Source organism: Antarctobacter sp. (assembly GCF_034670325.1).
Taxonomy (GTDB): Bacteria; Pseudomonadota; Alphaproteobacteria; order Rhodobacterales; family Rhodobacteraceae; genus Antarctobacter.
In genome coordinates, this window is sequence record NZ_JAXMNR010000001.1 from 841,921 (window position 1) to 860,913 (window position 18,993).

An 18,993-nucleotide genomic window follows, 5' to 3' on the forward strand; every position below is an offset into this window, starting at 1 on the left:
CGGCGCCATGTGCGCCGGGCGCTTTCATACGACTCCAATCTGCAAGGACCGCAAATGCCGAGTCTCAGCTTCACGCTGCCTCATTGGCTCTACTGGGTGGGTCTGATCGTCTTTCCCCTCGTCGCGATGGTTCTGTCGCGCCGCCCCCAGAAGGCCGAGAAACGCTATACCCTGCCATTGGCTTACATGATCGCCGTCACCGGCGGGATCATCGGGCTGCACCGTTTCTATCTCAAAAGCATGTTGGGGCTGGTCTACATCCCCATCTTCCTGTTCGTGCTCTACGCCAATGGGCAAACACACGACGCGCGCACCATCTTGTCGGGCTACGAAAACCAGTTGCGTGTGGCGCAACGCGTGGTCGACCGCGAAGAGGGCCGCGTCACCGATGCCCGCGCCGGACTGTCTGACATGCAGGCCGCCATCGACGCCGCCGAAGAGGGCAGTTTTGCCAGGCGCAGCGCCGAAAAGCGCCTGCAACGCGCGCAGGACACCGTCACCAAAGGCGAAGAGCGCCTGACAGAGGCGCGCGCCACATTGATCGAGGCAAAACCGTTGCGCGATCAGGCCGCCGCCACGCGCGCGAATTGGGACAATGCGGCAGGCTATGCGCTTTATGCCATCATCGCGCTGCTGCTGATCGACTTTGTCCTGCTGCCGGGCATGGTGCGTCGTGCCAACGACAACCTACCTGCGCATGAGGAAATGACCGAGGCCGAAAAGGCCCTGCGCGCCGCAGAGGCCGAAGAGGGACCAAAGCATGACCGCGACTATGCGGAAAACTGGATCGACCGGCTGTCGCTGTTTTGCGGAGAGTTCGTCGCCTACTGGGCGGTGATCGCGGTCTTTGTCTACTACTACGAGGTCATCGCGCGCTATGTCTTCGGTTCGCCGACCAACTGGGCGCATGAGGCGATGTACCTGATGTTCGGGATGCAATACCTGATCGCCGGGGCCTACGCGATGATGACCGAAAGCCATGTCCGCGTGGACATCTTCTACGCACCGCTGACCAAGCCGAAAAAGGCATGGGTCGATCTGCTGACTTCGATCTTTTTCTTCATCTTTGCGGGCACTTTGCTGGTCACCTCGTGGATTTTTGCAATGGACGCCGTCGCGGTGCCGTCTGGCAACTCCATCGTGTCCGACTGGGCGCGTGGCGAAATCAGTCTTGGAGAGATGTTTGCAGGCTTTGGCCTGAGCCAATGGACCGACCCGAACGTCCGCTGGGGCGAGATCAGCTTTAACGAATGGGAGGTTCCGTTGTGGCCGATGAAATGGGTCATGGTGATAGGTGGACTTTTGCTGGTGCTGCAAGGCGTCTCGAAGGTCTCAAAAGACATCCGTGAAATCGCGCGGGGGAACTGAGGCATGGGAATAGAAATTGGAATTGAGTGGCTGACACTTATCATGTTCGGCAGCCTTCTGGCGCTGCTCATGGCGGGCCTGCCACTGGCCTTTGTCACCGGGGGGCTGGCCTGTGTGTTCCTCTTCGTACTGGGCGATGCCCGGGCGCTGAACATCGTGCCCAGCCGGATCTTCCCGCTGATGACCAACTATCAGCTCTCGGCGATCCCGCTGTTCATCTTCATGGCGGCGATGCTCGAAAGGGCAGGGATCATCAACGACATGTTCGATGTGATCTACAAGGTCCTCGGCGGGGTGAAGGGCGGTCTGGCCTCGGCCACGATCATCGCCTCGACGATCCTTGCGGCCATGGTGGGCGTGATCGGGGCAGCGGTTGTGACCATGGGGATCATCGCCCTGCCGGCCATGCTGAAACGCCACTACGATCCCAAGATCGCAATGGGCTCGATCATGGCGGGTGGCACGTTGGGCATCCTGATTCCGCCGTCGATCTTGGCGATCATCTACGCGGTTGTGGCTGAACAATCGGTGGGTGAACTGTTCATCGGCGCGGTCATTCCCGGCCTGATGCTGTCGGGCATGTATATCGGCTATGTCTCTATCCGCTGCTACATCAATCCGGTTCTCGGCCCGGCTATCCCGGTCGAGGAACGCATCTCAAACGCCGAAAAGGTAAAGCTTGTAGGCAAGATGGCCGCGCCCATCACGCTGGTTGTCGTGGTTCTTGGCATCATCTTTACCGGCGTCGCCACCCCGGTCGAGGCAGCGGGCATCGGCACCTTCGGGGCCTTCATCGTGGCCGCCATTCACCGCAAGCTGGACTGGCCCACGGTGCGTGAGGCCTGCACCACCACGCTCAAGGCCAGCGCGATGGTCATCTGGATCATGTTCGGCGCGACGATCTTTGTCGGGCTCTACGTGCTGGAGGGCGGTCAGCAGTTTGTGCAGGATGCGCTGGCGGCAACGGGGCTTGGCCCATGGGGTATCCTGATCCTGATGCAGATCCTGCTGGTGGTGCTGGGGATGTTCCTTGACTGGGTCGGCATCCTGCTTTTGTGCGTGCCGATCTTTGTGCCGATCATCAAGGCGCTGGGGGCTGCGGCCTTTGGATTGAACAACCCCGAGGATCTGGTTCTGTGGTTCGGTGTTCTTTATCTGGTGAACATGCAGATGTCGTTCCTGTCGCCGCCCTTTGGCTACGCGCTGTTCTACCTGCGCGGCGTGGCGCCGGATCACATCCCGATGACCGATATCTTCAAGTCGGCGCTGCCTTTCCTTGCGCTGCAGGTGTTGGGGCTGGTCCTGTGTATGCTCTTTCCAGAAATCATCACCTGGTTGCCACAACTGGTTTACGGCTGACGCCAGACCAATCTGAACAGGCCCTGTCATTTTGGCAGGGCCTGTTTCGTTTTACCGGCCTTGGCCCCGGCTTTCCCTTGTTGCAGCGGCGGGGTTTGGCGCAGGCTGCAACAGCGCGCAAAGCATCCGTTATGTCTTCGGCATTGGTCAGGGTCTCATTGTGCCATTCATCACGGAATGTATTCTCAACCTTTTCAATCCGACGCTGGCCAGTCTGAGCGTCCAGACTGGCGATCTGGCCATCATCAAATCGGACAGCAATTTCCTTTCCGGTAAATGCTGTCGCCGGCAGAGGTCGGTGGCAACGTGGGTTTTGACTTTGGCAACGGCGATACGCTGACAGTGCTGGGCGTCACGATCCAGCAACTTGAGAACGATCTGGGCGTCTGACCGCGGTCTTTGGTTCAGCCCGTGCCACGCAGATGCTCCAGCATGGTTTCGGCCGCCGACACCGTGACCGGCACGCCGGGGGGATTGTCGCGCAGCCCCGGTTCCGCAAACAGCGCGTTAATCGCCGAGTCCTCTACCAGCATCGAATAGCGCCAGCTGCGCATGCCCATCCCCTGCGCGGACCGGTCCACCAGCATCCCCATCTTGCGGGTAAACTCGGCGTTGCCATCGGGCAGCATCCGCACTCTTTCGACCCCTTGCGCCCGCGCCCATTGATGTACGACAAAGGCGTCGTTGACCGACAGGCAGAGAACCTCGTCGATGCCAAGAGTGTGGAAGGCGTCAATCGCCCGCTCATATCCCGGCAGGTGGGTTTCAGAGCAGGCAGGCGTGAACGCCCCCGGCAGCGCGAACAGCACCACCCGCCGCCCGCCAAACACCTCATCGCTGGTCACTTGCCGCCATTCGTAGGGGTTGTCACCGCCCAGTGCGGCGTTGCGGACACGGGTGTGAAAGACGGCTTCGGGGACGCGGTGCGGGGTCATCGGTTGGCTCCTGTTGCAGGTCGGGGGGGCGTGGCAGAGAGTATCGCAAAGCCGCGCACCGTAAAGCGCCACAAAACGAAAGACCCCGATGCCCGATCTGCCTGCTGACATCCTCGGCTATGGCCCACTGCGCCCCCATCACGCGACAGGTAAACAGGGTGCGCAGCGGTCCAAACGCCTGCCTGATCTCGACGCGGCCATCGCGGCCTGTGATTTGCGCGACGGGGCGACGGTCTCTTTTCACCACCACCTGCGCAATGGCGACGATGTGCTGAACATGGTGATGGCGGCGCTGGCGCGGCGCGGCCTGCGGGATCTGCACGTCGCGGCCAGCTCGATCTTCCCGGTTCATGCGCCGTTGGTCGATCACATCCGCAATGGCACCGTCAGCCGGATCTCGACCGCTTTCGTTTCCGGGCCGGTGGGCGAGGCGATCTCTCGCGGGCTACTGCCCAACCCGGTGACCCTGCAAACCCACGGGGGCCGGGCGCGGGCGCTTGGTCTGCGAGAATTGCCCATCGACGTGGCGTTTGTCGCCGCCCCGGCGGCAGATGACATGGGCAATCTGTCCGGCAGCGTCGGGCCCACGGCCTGCGGTACGCTGGGTTATCCGATGGTCGATGTGGCCGTGGCCCGCCACACCATCGCCGTGACCGACACGCTGATGCCCTATCCGGTGCCCGCCATCGACATCCCGCAGACGCAGGTGGATCATGTGGTGCAGGTTGCGCAAATCGGTGACCCCGCCGGGATCGCCTCTGGCACAACCCGGCCCGCCAGCGATGCGGTCAGCCTGTCCATCGCCGAGACCGCCGCGCAGGTCATCGCCGCCAGCGGTTTGCTGGGTGAGGGGTTTTCCTTCCAGACCGGGGCGGGGGGCGCATCGCTGGCCACGGCGGCGGCGGTGGGACGCGAAATGGCGGCGCGCGGCGTCACCGGCAGTTTTTGTTCTGGAGGGATCACGGGGTTTCATGTGCAGATGCTGAACGCGGGGCTGTTTCGCGCGCTTCTGGATGTGCAGTGCTTCGATCTGGAGGCTGTCCGCTCATACCGCGACGACCCGAGGCACCAAAGCATGTCCGCTGCGGCTTATGCCGGTCCTCATGTGGGCGGCGCTGTGGTGGACCGCGTGGATGCGGTTGTACTGGGCGCGGCAGAGGTGGATTTGGGGTTCAACGTCAATGTTACCACCCGCGCGGGCGGCATCATCATTGGCGGATCGGGCGGTCATGCGGACACCGCCGCAGGGGCAAAGCTGGCCATCGTTACTACCCGTCTCACCGCCGCCGGTTTCGCAAAACTCGTGCCGCAGGTTGGCACCTTGACCACCCCCGGCGCGACCATCGACGTGGTGGTGACAGAGGCCGGGCTGGCGGTGAACCCGGCGCGGACCGACCTTGCCCGCCGCCTGCAAGACGCGGGCCTGCGTGTGCGCCAAATCGCCGACCTTGTGGCCGAGGCCGAACAGGCCGCAACCCGCTCGACGCCGCCGCGCGCAGAGGGGCGCGTCGTGGCCGTTAGTGAATACCGCGACGGCAGCGTGACGGACGTGGTGCGCGCGATCCCCTCTGAAACGTGACCATGTCTGGTCACTCGGCACTGGAAATCGACGGAGAATCCGCGACAATCACGCCGGATGGGCTAATTTCAGCCCCGCATGGGTCAGGCGCGAGCGGAACCAATACCAAGGCGCGGCCCGCAACAGGGAAAAGAGGATTTAGGATGACCAAAGACATCCAACGCGGCTGGCTGGGCGGGGTTCTTGCCGTGTCACTGATGCTGCCCGTGGCAAGCATCGCGCAGGATTCGCCCGTAGCGGTCGACACACTGCGGCTACAGGCGCAAAAGACCGTGACCACCGACACCTTCTTTGGCACGGTGCAGGCCACCGGCATGGTCGGTTTGTCCTATGAGGCGCGCGGCTGCGTCGTCGAAGTCTCGGATCAGGCCAAGCGGGAGCGGGTCGCCAGCGCGGGTCAGGTGCTGGTGCGGCTGGATGGCAAGCGGTCGCTGCTGGCGCTGCGCACCGCCGAATCCCGGCTTGCCGAACTGGGGGCGCAGGTCGAAGAGCGGGAACTGGACATCCTGTCCGCTGCCGCCGACGACAAACGCCGGCAACAGGAACTGGACCTGACCACCGCCGAGTTTGAACGCAACAGCACCATGCTGGGCCGTGGCCTGATCAACGAGACCACGATGGAGGGGGTCGAGCGGCGGTTCATGGAGGCCCGCTTTGCCGCGGATCGCGCGCAAGAGGCCATCGCCACCGCCCGCGCCGCAAAGCGTCGTGCCGAGATTGCGCTGGAAATCGGTCAGCTCGACCTGCAAACCGCGCAGCTCAACCATGACATGCTGGTGCTCACCGCCCCTATCGACGGGGTCCTGGTAGGGTTCGAAACCAACGTCGGCGACTGCGTCCAAGAAGGCGAACGCGCGGCACAAATCTATGCGCCCAGCCAGAAGTCGGTCGATGTCTTCATCCTTATTCGCCGCCTGTCGACAAGCGGCCCGAACGGCATTGCCGAAGGGTCAGAGGTGCGCATCACCCGCGTCAACGACCAGACCTGCGGCGGCACGATCACCCGGTTCGACACCGAGGCCGATCTGGAAAACCAGTTCGTCAAGGCAACCATCGAGGTCGACGAAAGCTGTGCCCCCGGTCTGTTCCTGAACGAGGCGGTCGAGGTAGAGGCGATGGTTGGCGCGGGCGAGGACACCTTTGAAATTCCCACCGCCGCCCTGACCAGTGGCGACACGGTCTACCTTGTGAACGAAGAGGGCCTGATGCTGGAAGAGGTAGCGGTCGAGATCCTGCAAACCGGGATGCGGCAGACGATAGCGCGCATTCCTGCGGCCTCTGGCCGGTTGTTGGTCAGCGATGCCCGGATTGGTCTGGCGGCGGGTCAGGTGGTTTCGTTGGAATAAGCGGTCACGCGGGCGGCCAGCCTGGCCTGCCCGCGCTGCTCAACGCGTTGTCAGGGTGCCAAGCGCGGCGCCATAGAGAAACGACTCGAGGTCCTCTGTGTTGATCGGCTTGGTCATCAATTCGACCTGCGCGGCATCGCACAACTGGCGCAGGTCGTTGGATCGGTTCGCCGACATGACCCGCGCTGGCAAATGACTGTCCCGCGCGCGCAATTGCCGAACCATCGCCAGACCGTCCTGTTTGCCTTCGCCAAGGTTGTAATCGACCAGCAGGGCGTCAGGCAGGATACCCAGTTCATGCAACATCTCGCGGGCTTCTTCGACGCTGGCGGCGTCCAACACGCTGCCGCCCCAGCGTTCGATCAGCAGACCCAACGCGCGGCGTAACTCATTGTCATTCTCGACCAAGAGGACGATCAACCCGGTGTCGCGCAACCGCTGACGGGCTGCGGGGCTTTTCTTTAACGTTGGCACCTCGTTCGGACCGTTCACCCGTTGGGCGCTGAAAAAGAACCGTGTGCCGCGCCCCAATTCGGATTGCACGCCCAGCGGATGCCGCAACTGGGCACAGGCGCGTTCCACGATGGCAAGGCCCAGCCCCAGCCCCTCGTTCACGCTGCTGTTGCGGTCCAGCCGTTCGAACTCGCGGAAAATCCTCTCTTGGTCGGCCTCGGCGATCCCCGGACCGGTGTCCCAGACCTCGAACCGCAGCGAACTGCCTTGTCGCCGGGTGCCGACCAGCACGCGGCCGGTTGGGGTATAGCGGATGGCATTGGCAATCAGGTTCTGCAGGATACGACGCAGAAAGCCGGGGTCGCTGGCCACGCTGCCGGTGGCCGGGAGAATGCGCAGGTCCAACCCCTTGAGCGCGGCCATTGGCGCAAATTCATCACGCAAGGCGGTCAGCAACTGGCGCACCGACACCGCCGTGATGTCCAGACTGGCCGCGCCTGAATCCAGCTTGGAGATATCCAGCAGCGCGTCGATGATATTCTCGACGCTGCCCAGCGCGCTCAGCGCTTTGTCGGCTGCCTGCACCGTCTCACCGCCCTCGCCGCTTTCGGAGATGGCCGAGACATAAAGCTTGGCAGCTGACAACGGTTGCAACAGGTCATGGCTGGCGGCAGCGACGAAGCGCGATTTGGATGCATTGGCCCGTTCCGCCGTAACCAGCGCGTCCTCGAGTTCCAGCGTGCGTTCCATCACCCGCCGTTCCAGCAGTTCGTTGGCCTCGGCCAGTGCCCGCGCGGCCTGTCGCTCGACCGACACATCGGTGAAGGAAATCACAAAGCCACGGTCGGGCATTTCCTGCGCAAAGACATCCAGCGTGGTGTCCGGCTCGGCGCGGATCTCAAACCGCAGGGGACGGCGACCCTGAGCCTGATGCGCCCAGACCCGCAGGCTTTCGGAGCCCTTGGTATCCGCATCGAATCGCTGTTCCAGCTGATCCACCAACCGGTCGAAATCCACCCCCAGTCGCAGCGAGGAGATCGGCACCGACAGCATCTCGCCGATCCGGTCGTTCCAGCCAACCAACCGGGCATCCGCATCAAAAATGCAAACCCCCTGATCAAGGTGATCCAGCGTCGCCCGCAGCATCCGCGCCTGACTGTCCAGCAGTTTGCCGCGCTCCTGCCGTTCCAGCCGCATGATGTCGGTCACGTCGGTCTGCAACACCACGGTCCCGCCGTCGGGCGTGCGATGCTCGCTCACCTGCAACCAGCGGTCCCATATCAGGCTTACGTTGAATATCGCGTGCAGGTCCTTGTGCCGCTTCAGGCGCTGTTCGGCCCATTGTTCCGGGGTCACGATCTGCGGCAGTTGCAGGAACCGGCTCTCGCTGACGGCCTGCACATAACTGTCAAACGGCAGTCCTTCGGTCAAACGCGGCTGGACGTCATGCAGCGGCAGGCTGAATCGGCTGTTCCACATCACCAGCCGGTCGTCGCGGTCGAACAGGCCAAAGCCTTCTTGCACCGCTTCGATCGCATTGGCGAGGTTCTTGCGCGCGTGTTCCGCCTCGTGTTTGGCGCGGGCCAGTGCCGCGTTGGACTGGTTCAGCAGGTCCAGCGTGTATTCCAGATCGCGGGTGCGCTGGCGCACCTGATCCTCCAGCATGGCGGCGCGTTCGAACTGGGCGTAGGCCGCGCCGTTCTGATCGGTGTCCTGTTCGACCCGGCGCATCAGCGCCTCGCTGATCTGCAACAGCTTTTCGTTCTGCCGCTCGACCGGGTCTGCCGGGTTGATCAGGTAATGGGTCATTTGTCCTTGCACGGGACCTCGGGTGCGTAAAAGGCGACGCCGGTCATGGTCTGGTTGACGTGCATGCCGTTGATCTGCTCACCATAAGTGGAAAATCCGGTGACGCGGTGCCGCGCCAGAACCTCATTCAGCGGGCGTTTGAGCTGTTTTTTCTCTGCCTCGATCCGGCGCAGGATGCAATCGCAGGCGAGGATCGCAACCGGTGGGGCGCCCCTGGCCAACGCGGCAAGTTGCTGGTCAAGGTGGTCGACGATATGCGCCGCTTCTGCCAGCGTCAGCACCAACCCCTCGTCGATGGCCGAAAAGAACTCCAGTGCGCCGCCGTCTGTCACCCTCTTGATGGCGCGGACGTGGTGGCTGCCGCCGAGACGCACCACCATCGGGTTGTCGGCAAAGGTGAAGGTGTCGATCTGGTTCGGGTCCTTGCCCAGCAGACGGCCCAGTTCCCGCGCGGCAGGTTCGGCGTTGATCTCATAGACCAGCCGGCGCGAAGGATCGGCGCGCGTCACCACCATCCGCAACTCAGTTGGCGTGAAATGGTTCACGCTGAACACCCGCAGGCGGCAGCGGCTACGCACCAGTGCCAGAACGGCCGCCTTTTCATGGCACACCCCGTCCAGCGCCACGAAGGTGTGTTCAAACCGGATGCCATCACCCGCCGAGCCACCAAACAACTGCGTCGGTCCCAGACCGGCCGTCAGGGCCGAGGCCAGCCGATCCTCCTGCATCGACAGCCCGTCAACCATGAGAAAGGCAAACTCCTGCTCCATCTCGGCGGCCCGCTGCGACAGCGCCGCGCGGGCGCGGATTGTCTGTTGTGTCAATTCGTGGCCGGGCAGGTCTTCGAGATCGTCGAATAGCAGTACCTCGGCCTCAAAGCAGTCTTCGGGCAAGGCGATGGCCACCACCGAATCCTCGGCATAGCCGCCACCCATGGCGATCTCGCCGGCAGTGGTGCAGGCCATGACCGGGGCCGCGCCAAACCGGCTTTGGGCCTGACGGATCAGCTTCTGAAACCCCGCCGACGGGCTGCAAAAGATCATAACCAAGGCAAAAGGCCCTTGGCCTAACCCTTTTTCCAACTGGTCGATCAGGTCAGGCGCGTCCCATTCGACGCAGGCAGTCCGCAGAACGGCGTCACTTTCGACACCTCCCGCAGACGGAGAGGGCGGTCCGTCCATCGGGTCTCCTCCCCATGTTGTCTGTTATTGTTTTGTAACAGACTACGGAGTGTCCGCGCTCTTTGGCAAGAGGTTCGAAAAGCTGGCCTCGCCCGCGATGAGAACCGCCTGCGTGCGGCTCTGGACCCCCAGCTTGCGCATGATGGCGGTGACATGTGCCTTGACCGTGGTTTCGGCAATGGACAGGTCATAGGCGATCTGTTTGTTCAGTTTGCCTTCGCAGATCAATTGTAGAATGCGCGCCTGCTGGTTTGTCAGGGTGGACAGACGCGCCACCGCGTCCTCACCTGCATTGGCGGGATGTCCGGCATCGGCCACATCGACAAACCCCTCTGGCAGGAACACCTCATCCCGCGCCAGCGCATCAAAGGCCTGCCGAAAGACGCCCCGTTGGCTGTGCTTGGGGACAAACCCATTCGCCCCTGCGCGCATTACCGAACTGACCATGCGGTTATCGGCCATCGAGGACACCACAACCAGCGGCGTCGCACCGGCGGCCGTCCTGAGCCGGATCAACCCGTCAAGGCCATTCACGTCAGGCAAGTTGAGATCCAGCACGATCACATCCGGGGCGGCGCCTTCGGCCAGCGCGTCCAGCGCATCGGACAACAGGCTGGCGGTCTCGATCTCCTCGATCCCGGCCACGGTCTTGAGCGTCATCGCCAGCGCATCGCAGAACAACGGGTGGTCATCGACGATCAGCGCGGACGCGAAATGCCGTTGAGGCTCACTCTGTGGCATTACTCTGCTCCCCATGGACCTGTCCCTTGCTGGTATACCATTCGATCCTAGCAAAGCGCCATGACCCGCGAACCTGTCCTAAGGTCTTAGAAGGGGTCGCCCGAACCGGGTAGGTTTCCGGGCAGGCGCGCAACCGCCCAAGGCCGACGCCAAACCGGAAAACAGCCGGGCCATGCGGCAAGCGGCCCTTGACGGCCCTCAAATCAATTGAGAACAGTTCAGGCTGTATGTTCTGCACCACGGGGACCAAAGCGGGGACTTGGTGGTGCGCAGGATCGGCCTGCAAGAGGCGACCCCCTGTTTCCCTATCGGAGTGTTCCATGAAATTTCGCTTTCCGATCGTCATCATCGACGAGGACTTCCGTTCTGACAACTCCTCTGGCCTTGGCATCCGCGCCGTGGCCGAGGCCATTGAGGCCGAAGGCTTTGAGGTGCTGGGCACAACCAGCTACGGGGATCTGTCGCAGTTCGCACAGCAGCAATCGCGCGCCAGTGCCTTTGTCCTGTCCATCGACGATGAGGAATTTACCCCCGGTCCCGACCTTGACCCAGCGGTCGTCAACCTGCGCGACTTCATCGAGGAAGTGCGATGGAAAAACGCCGACGTGCCGATCTATATTTACGGGGAAACCAAGACCAGCCGCCATTTGCCGAATGACATCCTGCGTGAGCTGCACGGATTTATCCACATGTTCGAGGACACGCCCGAGTTTGTCGCCCGCCACATCATCCGCGACGCCAAGGCCTATCTAGAAGGCATCCAGCCGCCGTTCTTCAAGGCTCTGCTGGACTACGCCGAAGACGGCTCATACTCGTGGCATTGTCCGGGGCATTCCGGTGGCGTGGCCTTTCTGAAGAGCCCCATTGGCCAGATGTATCACCAGTTCTACGGTGAAAACATGCTGCGCGCGGATGTGTGCAACTCTGTCGAGGAGCTGGGCCAACTGCTGGACCACAACGGCGCCATCGGCGCGTCCGAACGCAATGCTGCCCGCATCTTTAACGCCGACCACTGCTTCTTCGTGACCAATGGCACCAGCACCTCTAACAAGATGGTCTGGCATCACACCGTCGCGCCCGGCGATGTAGTGGTGGTGGACCGCAACTGTCACAAATCCATCCTGCACAGCATCATCATGACCGGGGCCATCCCCGTCTTCATGAAGCCGACGCGCAACCACTATGGCATCATCGGCCCGATCCCGAAGTCCGAGTTCCAGATCGAGGCGATCAAGGACAAGATCCGCGCCAACCCGCTGCTGGCGCATGTGGATGCCGATACCGTCAAACCGCGCATCATCACCCTGACGCAATCCACTTATGACGGTGTTCTGTACAACACAGAGACCATCAAGGAACTGCTGGACGGCTACGTCGAGAACCTGCATTTCGATGAGGCATGGCTGCCGCACGCCGCCTTTCACCCGTTCTATGGCAATTTCCACGCGATGGGGCGCAGGCGCGAGCGGCCCAGCCATTCCGTGACCTATGCCACGCAATCCATTCACAAACTGCTCGCCGGGATCAGTCAGGCCAGCCATGTTTTGGTGCAGGACAGTCAGGATACCAAGCTGGATCGCCACCTCTTTAACGAGGCGTATCTGATGCACACCAGCACCAGCCCGCAATACAGCATCATTGCCAGTTGCGATGTGGCGGCGGCGATGATGGAGCCCCCGGGTGGCCGCGCGTTGGTTGAGGAAAGCATCCTCGAGTCGCTCGATTTCCGCCGCGCCATGCGCAAGGTCGATGACGAATACGGCGCGGATGACTGGTGGTTTCAGGTCTGGGGACCGGACGAACTGGACGAAGAGGGCGTTGACGACCCCGGCAACTGGGTGCTGAAGAAAACCGATGCCGACGGGATGCAGTCCTCAGACGGGGAAGAATCCTGGCACGCCTTTGGCGACATGGCACCCGGTTTCAACATGCTGGACCCGATCAAATCCACGGTGATCACGCCGGGGCTGAACCTTGACGGACGGTTTGAAGAGACCGGCATTCCGGCCTCGATTGTCACCAAGTATCTGGCCGAGCACGGTGTCGTGGTTGAAAAAACCGGCCTCTACAGCTTTTTCATCATGTTCACTATCGGGATCACCAAGGGGCGCTGGAACTCGCTGCTGACAGAGTTGCAACAGTTCAAGGATGACTACGACAAGAACCGGCGCATGTGGCGCTGCATGCCAGAGTTCTGCGCCAAACATCCGCATTATGAGGGTATGGGCCTGCGCGATCTGTGCCAGCATGTGCATTCGCTCTATGCGAAATACGGCGTCGCGATCCTGTCGACCGAAATGTACCTCAGCGATCTGACGCCGGCGATGAAACCCACCGATGCGTTTTCGCACATCGCGGCGCGGTCCACCCAGCGGGTGCCGATTGATGATCTTGAGGGGCGCATCACCACCAGCCTTGTCACCCCCTATCCGCCGGGAATTCCGCTGCTGATCCCCGGCGAGGTCTTCAACAAGAAGATCGTCGAATACCTCAAGTTCAACCGAACCTTCGCGCGGGAATGTCCGGGGTTTGAGACGGACATCCACGGCCTCGTCCAAGAGAAGGACGAAAATGGGCACATGCAATTCTTTGCGGATTGTGTGGCCGAGGGATAGGTGATGGTGCGGGCCAAGGGCTTTGGCACTGGACAGGGCAGGAGTGGTGCGGAGCCGTCATACCCGAAGGGCGCAAAGGGCGCATCGCCGTCAAATGGCGGGTCCGCCCGGGTTCTGTGAAAACCGACGCAATGCGACACTGTATACATCTGCATACTGTAGACGCGACGGCCTGCTTGGCCTAAGGAGGGGCCAAACCCGCCCCCATATTCAGAAAGGCCGGACACATGTCTGATTCGACTCCCGACATCATCTACACCAAGGTTGACGAAGCGCCGGAACTGGCGTCTGCCTCGCTGCTGCCGATCATTCAGAAATTCGCCACGGCTGCGGGCGTGTCAGTCGGCACCAAGGACATCAGCCTTGCCGGTCGTATCATCGCGACCTTCCCCGAGGTTCTGACCGAGGCTCAGCGCCAGTCCGACGATCTGGCCGCACTGGGCGAGCTGGTCAAAACGCCCGAGGCGAACGTGATCAAGCTGCCGAACATCTCGGCCTCGGTTCCGCAACTGGTTGCCGCCGTCAAGGAACTGCAATCGCAGGGCTACGCGCTGCCCGACTACCCCGAGGCACCGTCGACGGACGAAGAAAAAGCTGTCCGCGCGAAATACGACACCCTGAAAGGGTCCGCCGTGAACCCGGTGCTGCGCGAAGGCAACTCTGACCGTCGCGCCGCCGGTGCGGTCAAGAAATTCGCCCAAGCCAACCCGCACCGCATGGGGGAATGGACTGCCGACAGCAAGACGCGCGTTGCCTCGATGCCCGGCGATGATTTCTTTGCCAACGAAGTCTCGGCCACGCTGCCCAAGGCAGCGACCGCCAAAATCGTGCTGGAAACGGCCGAGGGTAAGACCGTGCTGAAAGAGGGCGTGTCCTACCCCGAAGGTACTGTCGTTGACGCGACCTTCATGTCGGCATCGGTGTTGGATACCTTCCTCGCCGAGGAAATCGAGAAGGTGAAAGCCGACGGCACGCTATTCTCGCTGCACATGAAGGCCACCATGATGAAGGTCTCTGACCCGATCATCTTTGGTCACGCGGTCAAGGCATGGCTGGCGCCGGTGTTTGAAAAGTACGGCGACGAAATGAAGGCGCTGGGCGTCAACCCGAATTCGGGCCTTGGCGACCTGCTGAACCGTGTCAAGGACAACGCAGAGATCACGGCCGCCATCGAAGAGGTTCGCGCCGCGCGCCCGCCAATGTACATGGTCGACAGCGACAAAGGGATCACCAACCTGCATGTCCCCTCGGACGTGATCATCGACGCCTCGATGCCCGCATTGATCCGCGCAGGCGGCAAGGGCTGGGGGCCGGACGGCAAAGAGGGCGACACCACCTGCGTCATCCCCGACAACTGTTATGCGCCGGTCTACGATGAGGCGATCGAGTTCTTCAAAGCCAACGGCAAGCTGAACCCCGCCACCGCCGGTACGGTCCAGAACCTTGGCCTGATGGCGCAGAAGGCCGAGGAATACGGCAGCCACCCGACCACCTTCGAAATCCCGGCAAACGGCACCGTCAAGATGATCCTCGACGATGGCACCGTTCTGCATTCCCACAAGGTCGAAGCAGGCGATATCTGGCGCTCGGCCTCGGCCCGCAAGGCACCGATCGAGGACTGGGTAAATCTGGCAATCGAACGGCAGAAAGCGACCGGCTATCGCTCGATCTTCTGGCTGGATGCTAACCGCGCGCACGATGCGCAGCTGATCGCCATGGTCAAACCGATCCTTGAGGCCAAAGGCGTGGCCGACAAGTTCGAGATCATGGCCCCGCGTGAGGCAACCCGCGCGTCGCTGGAAACGATCACCAAGGGTGAGAACACCATCGCGATCACCGGCAACGTGCTGCGTGACTACCTGACCGACCTGTTCCCGATCCTCGAACTGGCGACCAGCGCCAAGATGCTGTCCATCGTCAAGCTGATGAACGGCGGCGGTCTGTTCGAGACCGGCGCGGGCGGCTCTGCCCCCAAGCACGTGCAGCAGCTGGTCGAAGAAAACCACCTGCGCTGGGACAGCCTTGGCGAGTTCTGCGCCCTTGGCGAAAGTTTCAAGTTCCTTGCCGATGCGCGCGGCAATGCCAAGGCAAAGGTGCTGGGTGACGCGGTCGAGACCGCGACGCAGGGCATCCTCGACAACGGCCACAGCCCCAGCCGCAAGGTCGGAGAGCCGGACAACCGCGACAGCCACTACTGGTTTGCCCGCTATTGGGCCGACGCGCTGGCCGCACAGTCCGACGACGCGGAACTGGCCGCACATTTCGCACCCATCGCCAAGGCGCTGGCAGAGGGCGAAGCGGCCATCGTGTCCGAACTGGCAGCCGCGCAAGGCAAGCCCGCCGATCTGGGCGGCTACTACCACGGCGATGCTGGCAAAACCGCATCCGTGATGCGCCCCTCGGCCACGTTGAACGCGATCATCGGTTAAGCCGGTGACATCGACATGAAAAAGCCCGCCGGGGAAACTCGGCGGGCTTTTTTGGTCTTCTGGGTTGGCTGTTCAGCTTTCGGCTGGCTTGTCTTCCGGGGAAGGGTCCTGTTCCGGTGGGTCGTCATAGATCGACCAGCTATGCTCTCGTCCGGTGTCGGGCAGGTCACTGCGCTTGAGATTCATCAAAATATGCGTCTGCGCGATGAAAAGGGTCGCGATCGGCGCAGTCAGGAACAGGAACAGCGTGATCATGAACTCGTGAAAGGACAGGTGCTCTTTCACCAGCAGCATAAAGAGCATCGAGGCGATCAGCACGCCGCCCACACCCAGTGTTGTCGCCTTGGTCGGCGCGTGCAGGCGCTGCATCGTGTCAGTGAGTTTCAGCAGACCCAGCGACCCGATCAGGCCAAAGGCACCGCCAACGACCAGAAAGAACGAAACGACGATTTCTACCAGCATCGGAGCCTCTGTCATTCGATGATGTCCCCCCGCAGCAGAAAGCGGCAATAGGCGACGGTCGAGACAAAGCCGACCATGGCCACCAGCATCGACGCCTCGAAATAGACTGCCGTGCCTTGCAGGATGCCGTAGCAGACCAGCAGCGCGATCACGTTGATGACCATCGTGTCCAGAGCCAGAACCCGGTCCGCCTGACCGGGGCCACGGATCACCAGCCAGAGGTTGAACAACAGGCCCAGCCCGAAACACCCCATGGTGAAGTAAAGCGCGTAGGTGATCATCCAAAAATCTCCTTCAGCCGGGCCTCGTAGCGGGTCTTGATCTCATCGCGCACGCCGTCGGGGTCATCCGTGTGCAGGCAGTGCACCAGCAGACTGGCCCCGTCCGCCGCCAGCAGGGCAGAGACGGTGCCGGGGGTCATCGTTATTGTCCCGGCCAGAACGGTAATCGCCTCGGGCGAGGTCAGTTCCAGCGGCACCAGAATCCATTGCGAGTGGATCTGGTCGCGTGGTTTGAACAGCACGATCTGCGCCACCTGGATAGAGGCGACCACAATGTCCCACAGCACGATCAACACATAGGGAACCGTCATGAACGGTCGCTTCAGTTCTGGCCGTCCGGGCCAGTAAGGTGAGGTCAGGATCGGCACCAGAATGCCAAGGAACCCGCCCAGCAGGACGTTGCCGGGTGTCACCTTGTTCACCAGCATCAGCCAGACAAGCAGCAACGTCAGGCTAAGCAGCGGATGGGGAAAGATGCGTTTCAGCATGGCCTAGTGCTCCTCTTCCGCGTGTAGGTCCGGTGCGTCTGCCTTGAGCGGGTCCAGTCCTTCGGGTTTTTCAACCGGGGCAAGAACCGCGTCGATATAACCTTCCGGCTCAAACAACTGGGTTCCGGCGGCGCGCATGTACTCTGTTGCCGGACCGGCCAGCACCGCGAGCGCTGCCAGCAAGGCCAGCAATGTCACGGTCGGGCCGACCTCGGCGGCGGTGGCCGGGGCGGGGCGCGGTTCGGCGTCGATGGGTTCGGCCCCCTCGGGCACCGATGCTGCGGTGGATTTCCAGAACAGCATACTGCCCGCGCGCGCAAAGCCCACGATAGTCACCAGCGAGCCGATCAGGATACCGCTCCACGCCCAGGGCATCAGATCGGGGTCGCGCAGCGCGTCAAGGATCAAGAGTTTGCCTAGAAATCCCGACAATGGCGGCATCCCCGCCATCGCGATGGCCCCGGCAAAGAACAGCGCCGCGAACAGCCCGTTCTGCAAGAGCGGCGGGCGCACTGACAGGGTATCCGTCCCGCGCCGCGTGATCACCAGATCAGCCATCAGGAACAGGGCTGCGGCAGAGAAGGTCGAATGCACAAGGTAGTAGAGCGCGGTTTCGGTCGCGTAGGGATCTTGCGGTGCGACGGCCAGCATCAGTGTTCCCATCGACCCGATCACCGAGAAGGACAGCAAGGGCATCAGCCGTTTCGCCGCCAGCACGCCGATGGCACCCAATGCGACGGTGACCATGGCCGCCGGGAACAGCCATTCCTCGACCAGCCCGGCGGTTGGCGACGATTGCGGGCCATAGGCCAGCGTGTGCAGCCGGATAATCGCATAGGCCCCGACCTTGGTCATGATCGCAAACAGGGCAGCCACCGGGGCAGGTGCATTGGCATAGGTGCCGGGCAGCCAGAACTGCACCGGAAACAGCGCCGCCTTGATCATGAAGACGATCAGCAACAGCACCGCCGCCACCCGCACCATCGCGCCCTCATCGGCGGGGATCAGCGGCACCTTGACCGCCAGATCGGCCATGTTGAGCGTGCCGGTGGTGGCGTACATCGTCCCCAGCGCAAACAGGAACAACGTCGATCCGGCGAGGTTCATCACCAGATATTGCAGCCCCGCCTGTAGGCGAACCTTGCCGCCAGAATGCACCATCAGGCCGTAGGACGCGATCAGCAGCACCTCGAAGAAGACAAAGAGGTTAAAGGCGTCGCCGGTCAGGAACGCGCCGAAGATGCCCATCAGCTGAAACTGGAACAGCGCGTGGAAATGCCGTCCCTTTGCGTCCCATCCCGTGGCAATGGCGTGCCAAAGCACGATCAGCGCCAGCGAGGCGGTCAGCAGCACCATGAGTGCCGACAAACGGTCCAGCACCAGAACGATGCCAAAAGGCGCGGGCCAGTCGCCAAGGCGGTACACATGCGTCCCGCCGTCCGCCGCCCAAAAGGCCAACCCCAGCGCGATGAGGAACAGTGCCACGGTCCCGGCGGCCGAGGCGACGCGCGCCAGCACGATGTCGTGCCGCATGACATAGCCGATCAGCGGTGCCAGAAGAGCTGGCAGGACAACAGGGGCGATAATCCAGTGGCTCATACCGCGTCGTCCTCCGTCCCGGTGTCTTTCATGTCGATGGTGTCATCCCCGGCCTCCAGATAGGCCCCCAGTGAGAACATCACCAGCACCGCCGTCATCCCGAAAGAGATCACGATGGCCGTCAGCACCAGCGCCTGCGGCAGCGGGTCGGTATAGGTGGCGTCGCCGTATTTTTGCAGGATTGGCGGCGCATTGATCGCCAGCCGCCCGGTCGACACCAGGAAGATGTTGACCGCGTAGGACAACAGCGACAGCCCAAGGATCACCGGAAAGGCGCGTAGTCTCAGGATCAGGTAGACCCCGCCGGAGGTCAGAACCCCGATTGCGCTAGCGACAAGGATTTCCATC

Annotated in this window: 15 protein-coding genes; 6 read left to right on the plus strand and 9 right to left on the minus strand. The window is 62.2% G+C overall.

The window, feature by feature from the left end; genetic code table 11:
• The first annotated feature begins 54 nt into the window (after positions 1-54).
• Together VOI21_RS04080 and VOI21_RS04085 are read left to right on the plus strand one after the other, a co-directional pair.
• Entirely contained in the window at positions 55-1,368 is a 1,314-nt protein-coding gene (locus VOI21_RS04080; protein ID WP_323767949.1) for a TRAP transporter small permease subunit, read from the plus strand.
• Positions 1,369-1,371: 3 nt separating this feature from the next.
• Positions 1,372-2,727, plus strand: coding sequence for a TRAP transporter large permease subunit (locus VOI21_RS04085; protein WP_323767951.1), 1,356 nt, complete (start codon positions 1,372-1,374; stop codon positions 2,725-2,727).
• A gap of 404 nt (positions 2,728-3,131) precedes the next feature.
• Here the strand turns inward: VOI21_RS04085 and VOI21_RS04090 are convergent, their stop codons facing one another.
• Positions 3,132-3,662, minus strand: a complete 531-nt coding sequence (locus VOI21_RS04090) for a peroxiredoxin (protein WP_323767953.1) — start codon at positions 3,660-3,662, stop codon at positions 3,132-3,134.
• A gap of 88 nt (positions 3,663-3,750) precedes the next feature.
• Here VOI21_RS04090 and citF point away from each other — a divergent pair, with 88 nt between their 5' ends.
• Positions 3,751-5,241, plus strand: a complete 1,491-nt coding sequence (gene citF / locus VOI21_RS04095; RefSeq protein ID WP_323767955.1) for a citrate lyase subunit alpha — start codon at positions 3,751-3,753, stop codon at positions 5,239-5,241.
• A gap of 143 nt (positions 5,242-5,384) precedes the next feature.
• Positions 5,385-6,587: an efflux RND transporter periplasmic adaptor subunit gene (locus tag VOI21_RS04100; RefSeq protein ID WP_323767956.1), complete on the plus strand. Its 1,203-nt coding sequence runs from the start codon at positions 5,385-5,387 to the stop codon at positions 6,585-6,587.
• Between the two features lie 39 nt (positions 6,588-6,626).
• Here the strand turns inward: VOI21_RS04100 and VOI21_RS04105 are convergent, their stop codons facing one another.
• Genes VOI21_RS04105 through VOI21_RS04115 form a run of 3 tightly spaced genes read right to left on the minus strand, consistent with a single transcriptional unit; the run spans position 6,627 to position 10,771 of the window.
• On the minus strand, positions 6,627-8,849 hold the full coding sequence (locus VOI21_RS04105) for a PAS-domain containing protein (RefSeq protein ID WP_323767957.1): 2,223 nt from the start codon (positions 8,847-8,849) through the stop codon (positions 6,627-6,629).
• Entirely contained in the window at positions 8,846-10,030 is a 1,185-nt protein-coding gene (locus VOI21_RS04110) for an FIST N-terminal domain-containing protein (RefSeq protein ID WP_323767958.1), read from the minus strand. Before VOI21_RS04110 ends, VOI21_RS04105 begins: the two co-directional genes overlap by 4 nt.
• Before the next feature lie 42 nt (positions 10,031-10,072).
• Complete coding sequence (locus VOI21_RS04115; protein ID WP_323767960.1) at positions 10,073-10,771, minus strand: response regulator transcription factor; 699 nt, start codon at positions 10,769-10,771, stop codon at positions 10,073-10,075.
• Positions 10,772-11,091: 320 nt separating this feature from the next.
• Here VOI21_RS04115 and VOI21_RS04120 point away from each other — a divergent pair, with 320 nt between their 5' ends.
• Both VOI21_RS04120 and VOI21_RS04125 read left to right on the plus strand, forming a co-directional pair.
• Entirely contained in the window at positions 11,092-13,386 is a 2,295-nt protein-coding gene (locus VOI21_RS04120) for an arginine/lysine/ornithine decarboxylase (protein ID WP_323767962.1), read from the plus strand.
• 227 nt (positions 13,387-13,613) lie between these two features.
• Positions 13,614-15,815: an NADP-dependent isocitrate dehydrogenase gene (locus tag VOI21_RS04125; protein ID WP_323767964.1), complete on the plus strand. Its 2,202-nt coding sequence runs from the start codon at positions 13,614-13,616 to the stop codon at positions 15,813-15,815.
• 72 nt (positions 15,816-15,887) lie between these two features.
• Here the strand turns inward: VOI21_RS04125 and VOI21_RS04130 are convergent, their stop codons facing one another.
• Genes VOI21_RS04130 through VOI21_RS04150 form a run of 5 tightly spaced genes read right to left on the minus strand, consistent with a single transcriptional unit; the run spans position 15,888 to position 18,992 of the window.
• Positions 15,888-16,292, minus strand: a complete 405-nt coding sequence (locus VOI21_RS04130; protein WP_323767966.1) for a Na+/H+ antiporter subunit G — start codon at positions 16,290-16,292, stop codon at positions 15,888-15,890.
• The gene (locus tag VOI21_RS04135; RefSeq protein ID WP_323767968.1) at positions 16,289-16,558 is read right to left on the minus strand and encodes a K+/H+ antiporter subunit F; all 270 of its coding nucleotides are present in this window, start codon (positions 16,556-16,558) and stop codon (positions 16,289-16,291) included. The genes VOI21_RS04130 and VOI21_RS04135 overlap by 4 nt, the downstream gene beginning before the upstream one ends.
• Positions 16,555-17,046: a Na+/H+ antiporter subunit E gene (locus VOI21_RS04140; protein ID WP_323767970.1), complete on the minus strand. Its 492-nt coding sequence runs from the start codon at positions 17,044-17,046 to the stop codon at positions 16,555-16,557. Before VOI21_RS04140 ends, VOI21_RS04135 begins: the two co-directional genes overlap by 4 nt.
• A 3-nt stretch (positions 17,047-17,049) precedes the next feature.
• Positions 17,050-18,645 carry a monovalent cation/H+ antiporter subunit D gene (locus VOI21_RS04145; RefSeq protein ID WP_323767972.1) on the minus strand — a complete coding sequence of 532 codons (1,596 nt, stop codon included), beginning with the start codon at positions 18,643-18,645 and terminating at the stop codon, positions 17,050-17,052.
• Positions 18,642-18,992, minus strand: coding sequence for a Na+/H+ antiporter subunit C (locus VOI21_RS04150; protein ID WP_323767974.1), 351 nt, complete (start codon positions 18,990-18,992; stop codon positions 18,642-18,644). Before VOI21_RS04150 ends, VOI21_RS04145 begins: the two co-directional genes overlap by 4 nt.
• Between the last annotated feature and the right edge of the window lies 1 nt (position 18,993).

What these genes read in the sequence shown, in the direction of transcription:
- VOI21_RS04090 (WP_323767953.1), bottom strand. Translation starts at nt 3,662, where the DNA reads ATGACCCCGCACCGCGTCCCCGAAGCCGTCTTTCACACCCGTGTCCGC.
- VOI21_RS04145 (WP_323767972.1), bottom strand. Translation starts at nt 18,645, where the DNA reads ATGAGCCACTGGATTATCGCCCCTGTTGTCCTGCCAGCTCTTCTGGCA.
- VOI21_RS04080 (WP_323767949.1), top strand. Translation starts at nt 55, where the DNA reads ATGCCGAGTCTCAGCTTCACGCTGCCTCATTGGCTCTACTGGGTGGGT.
- VOI21_RS04100 (WP_323767956.1), top strand. Translation starts at nt 5,385, where the DNA reads ATGACCAAAGACATCCAACGCGGCTGGCTGGGCGGGGTTCTTGCCGTG.
- VOI21_RS04120 (WP_323767962.1), top strand. Translation starts at nt 11,092, where the DNA reads ATGAAATTTCGCTTTCCGATCGTCATCATCGACGAGGACTTCCGTTCT.
- VOI21_RS04085 (WP_323767951.1), top strand. Translation starts at nt 1,372, where the DNA reads ATGGGAATAGAAATTGGAATTGAGTGGCTGACACTTATCATGTTCGGC.
- VOI21_RS04110 (WP_323767958.1), bottom strand. Translation starts at nt 10,030, where the DNA reads ATGGACGGACCGCCCTCTCCGTCTGCGGGAGGTGTCGAAAGTGACGCC.
- VOI21_RS04140 (WP_323767970.1), bottom strand. Translation starts at nt 17,046, where the DNA reads ATGCTGAAACGCATCTTTCCCCATCCGCTGCTTAGCCTGACGTTGCTG.
- VOI21_RS04125 (WP_323767964.1), top strand. Translation starts at nt 13,614, where the DNA reads ATGTCTGATTCGACTCCCGACATCATCTACACCAAGGTTGACGAAGCG.
- VOI21_RS04105 (WP_323767957.1), bottom strand. Translation starts at nt 8,849, where the DNA reads ATGACCCATTACCTGATCAACCCGGCAGACCCGGTCGAGCGGCAGAAC.
- VOI21_RS04115 (WP_323767960.1), bottom strand. Translation starts at nt 10,771, where the DNA reads ATGCCACAGAGTGAGCCTCAACGGCATTTCGCGTCCGCGCTGATCGTC.
- VOI21_RS04150 (WP_323767974.1), bottom strand. Translation starts at nt 18,992, where the DNA reads ATGGAAATCCTTGTCGCTAGCGCAATCGGGGTTCTGACCTCCGGCGGG.
- citF (WP_323767955.1), top strand. Translation starts at nt 3,751, where the DNA reads ATGCCCGATCTGCCTGCTGACATCCTCGGCTATGGCCCACTGCGCCCC.
- VOI21_RS04135 (WP_323767968.1), bottom strand. Translation starts at nt 16,558, where the DNA reads ATGATCACCTACGCGCTTTACTTCACCATGGGGTGTTTCGGGCTGGGC.
- VOI21_RS04130 (WP_323767966.1), bottom strand. Translation starts at nt 16,292, where the DNA reads ATGACAGAGGCTCCGATGCTGGTAGAAATCGTCGTTTCGTTCTTTCTG.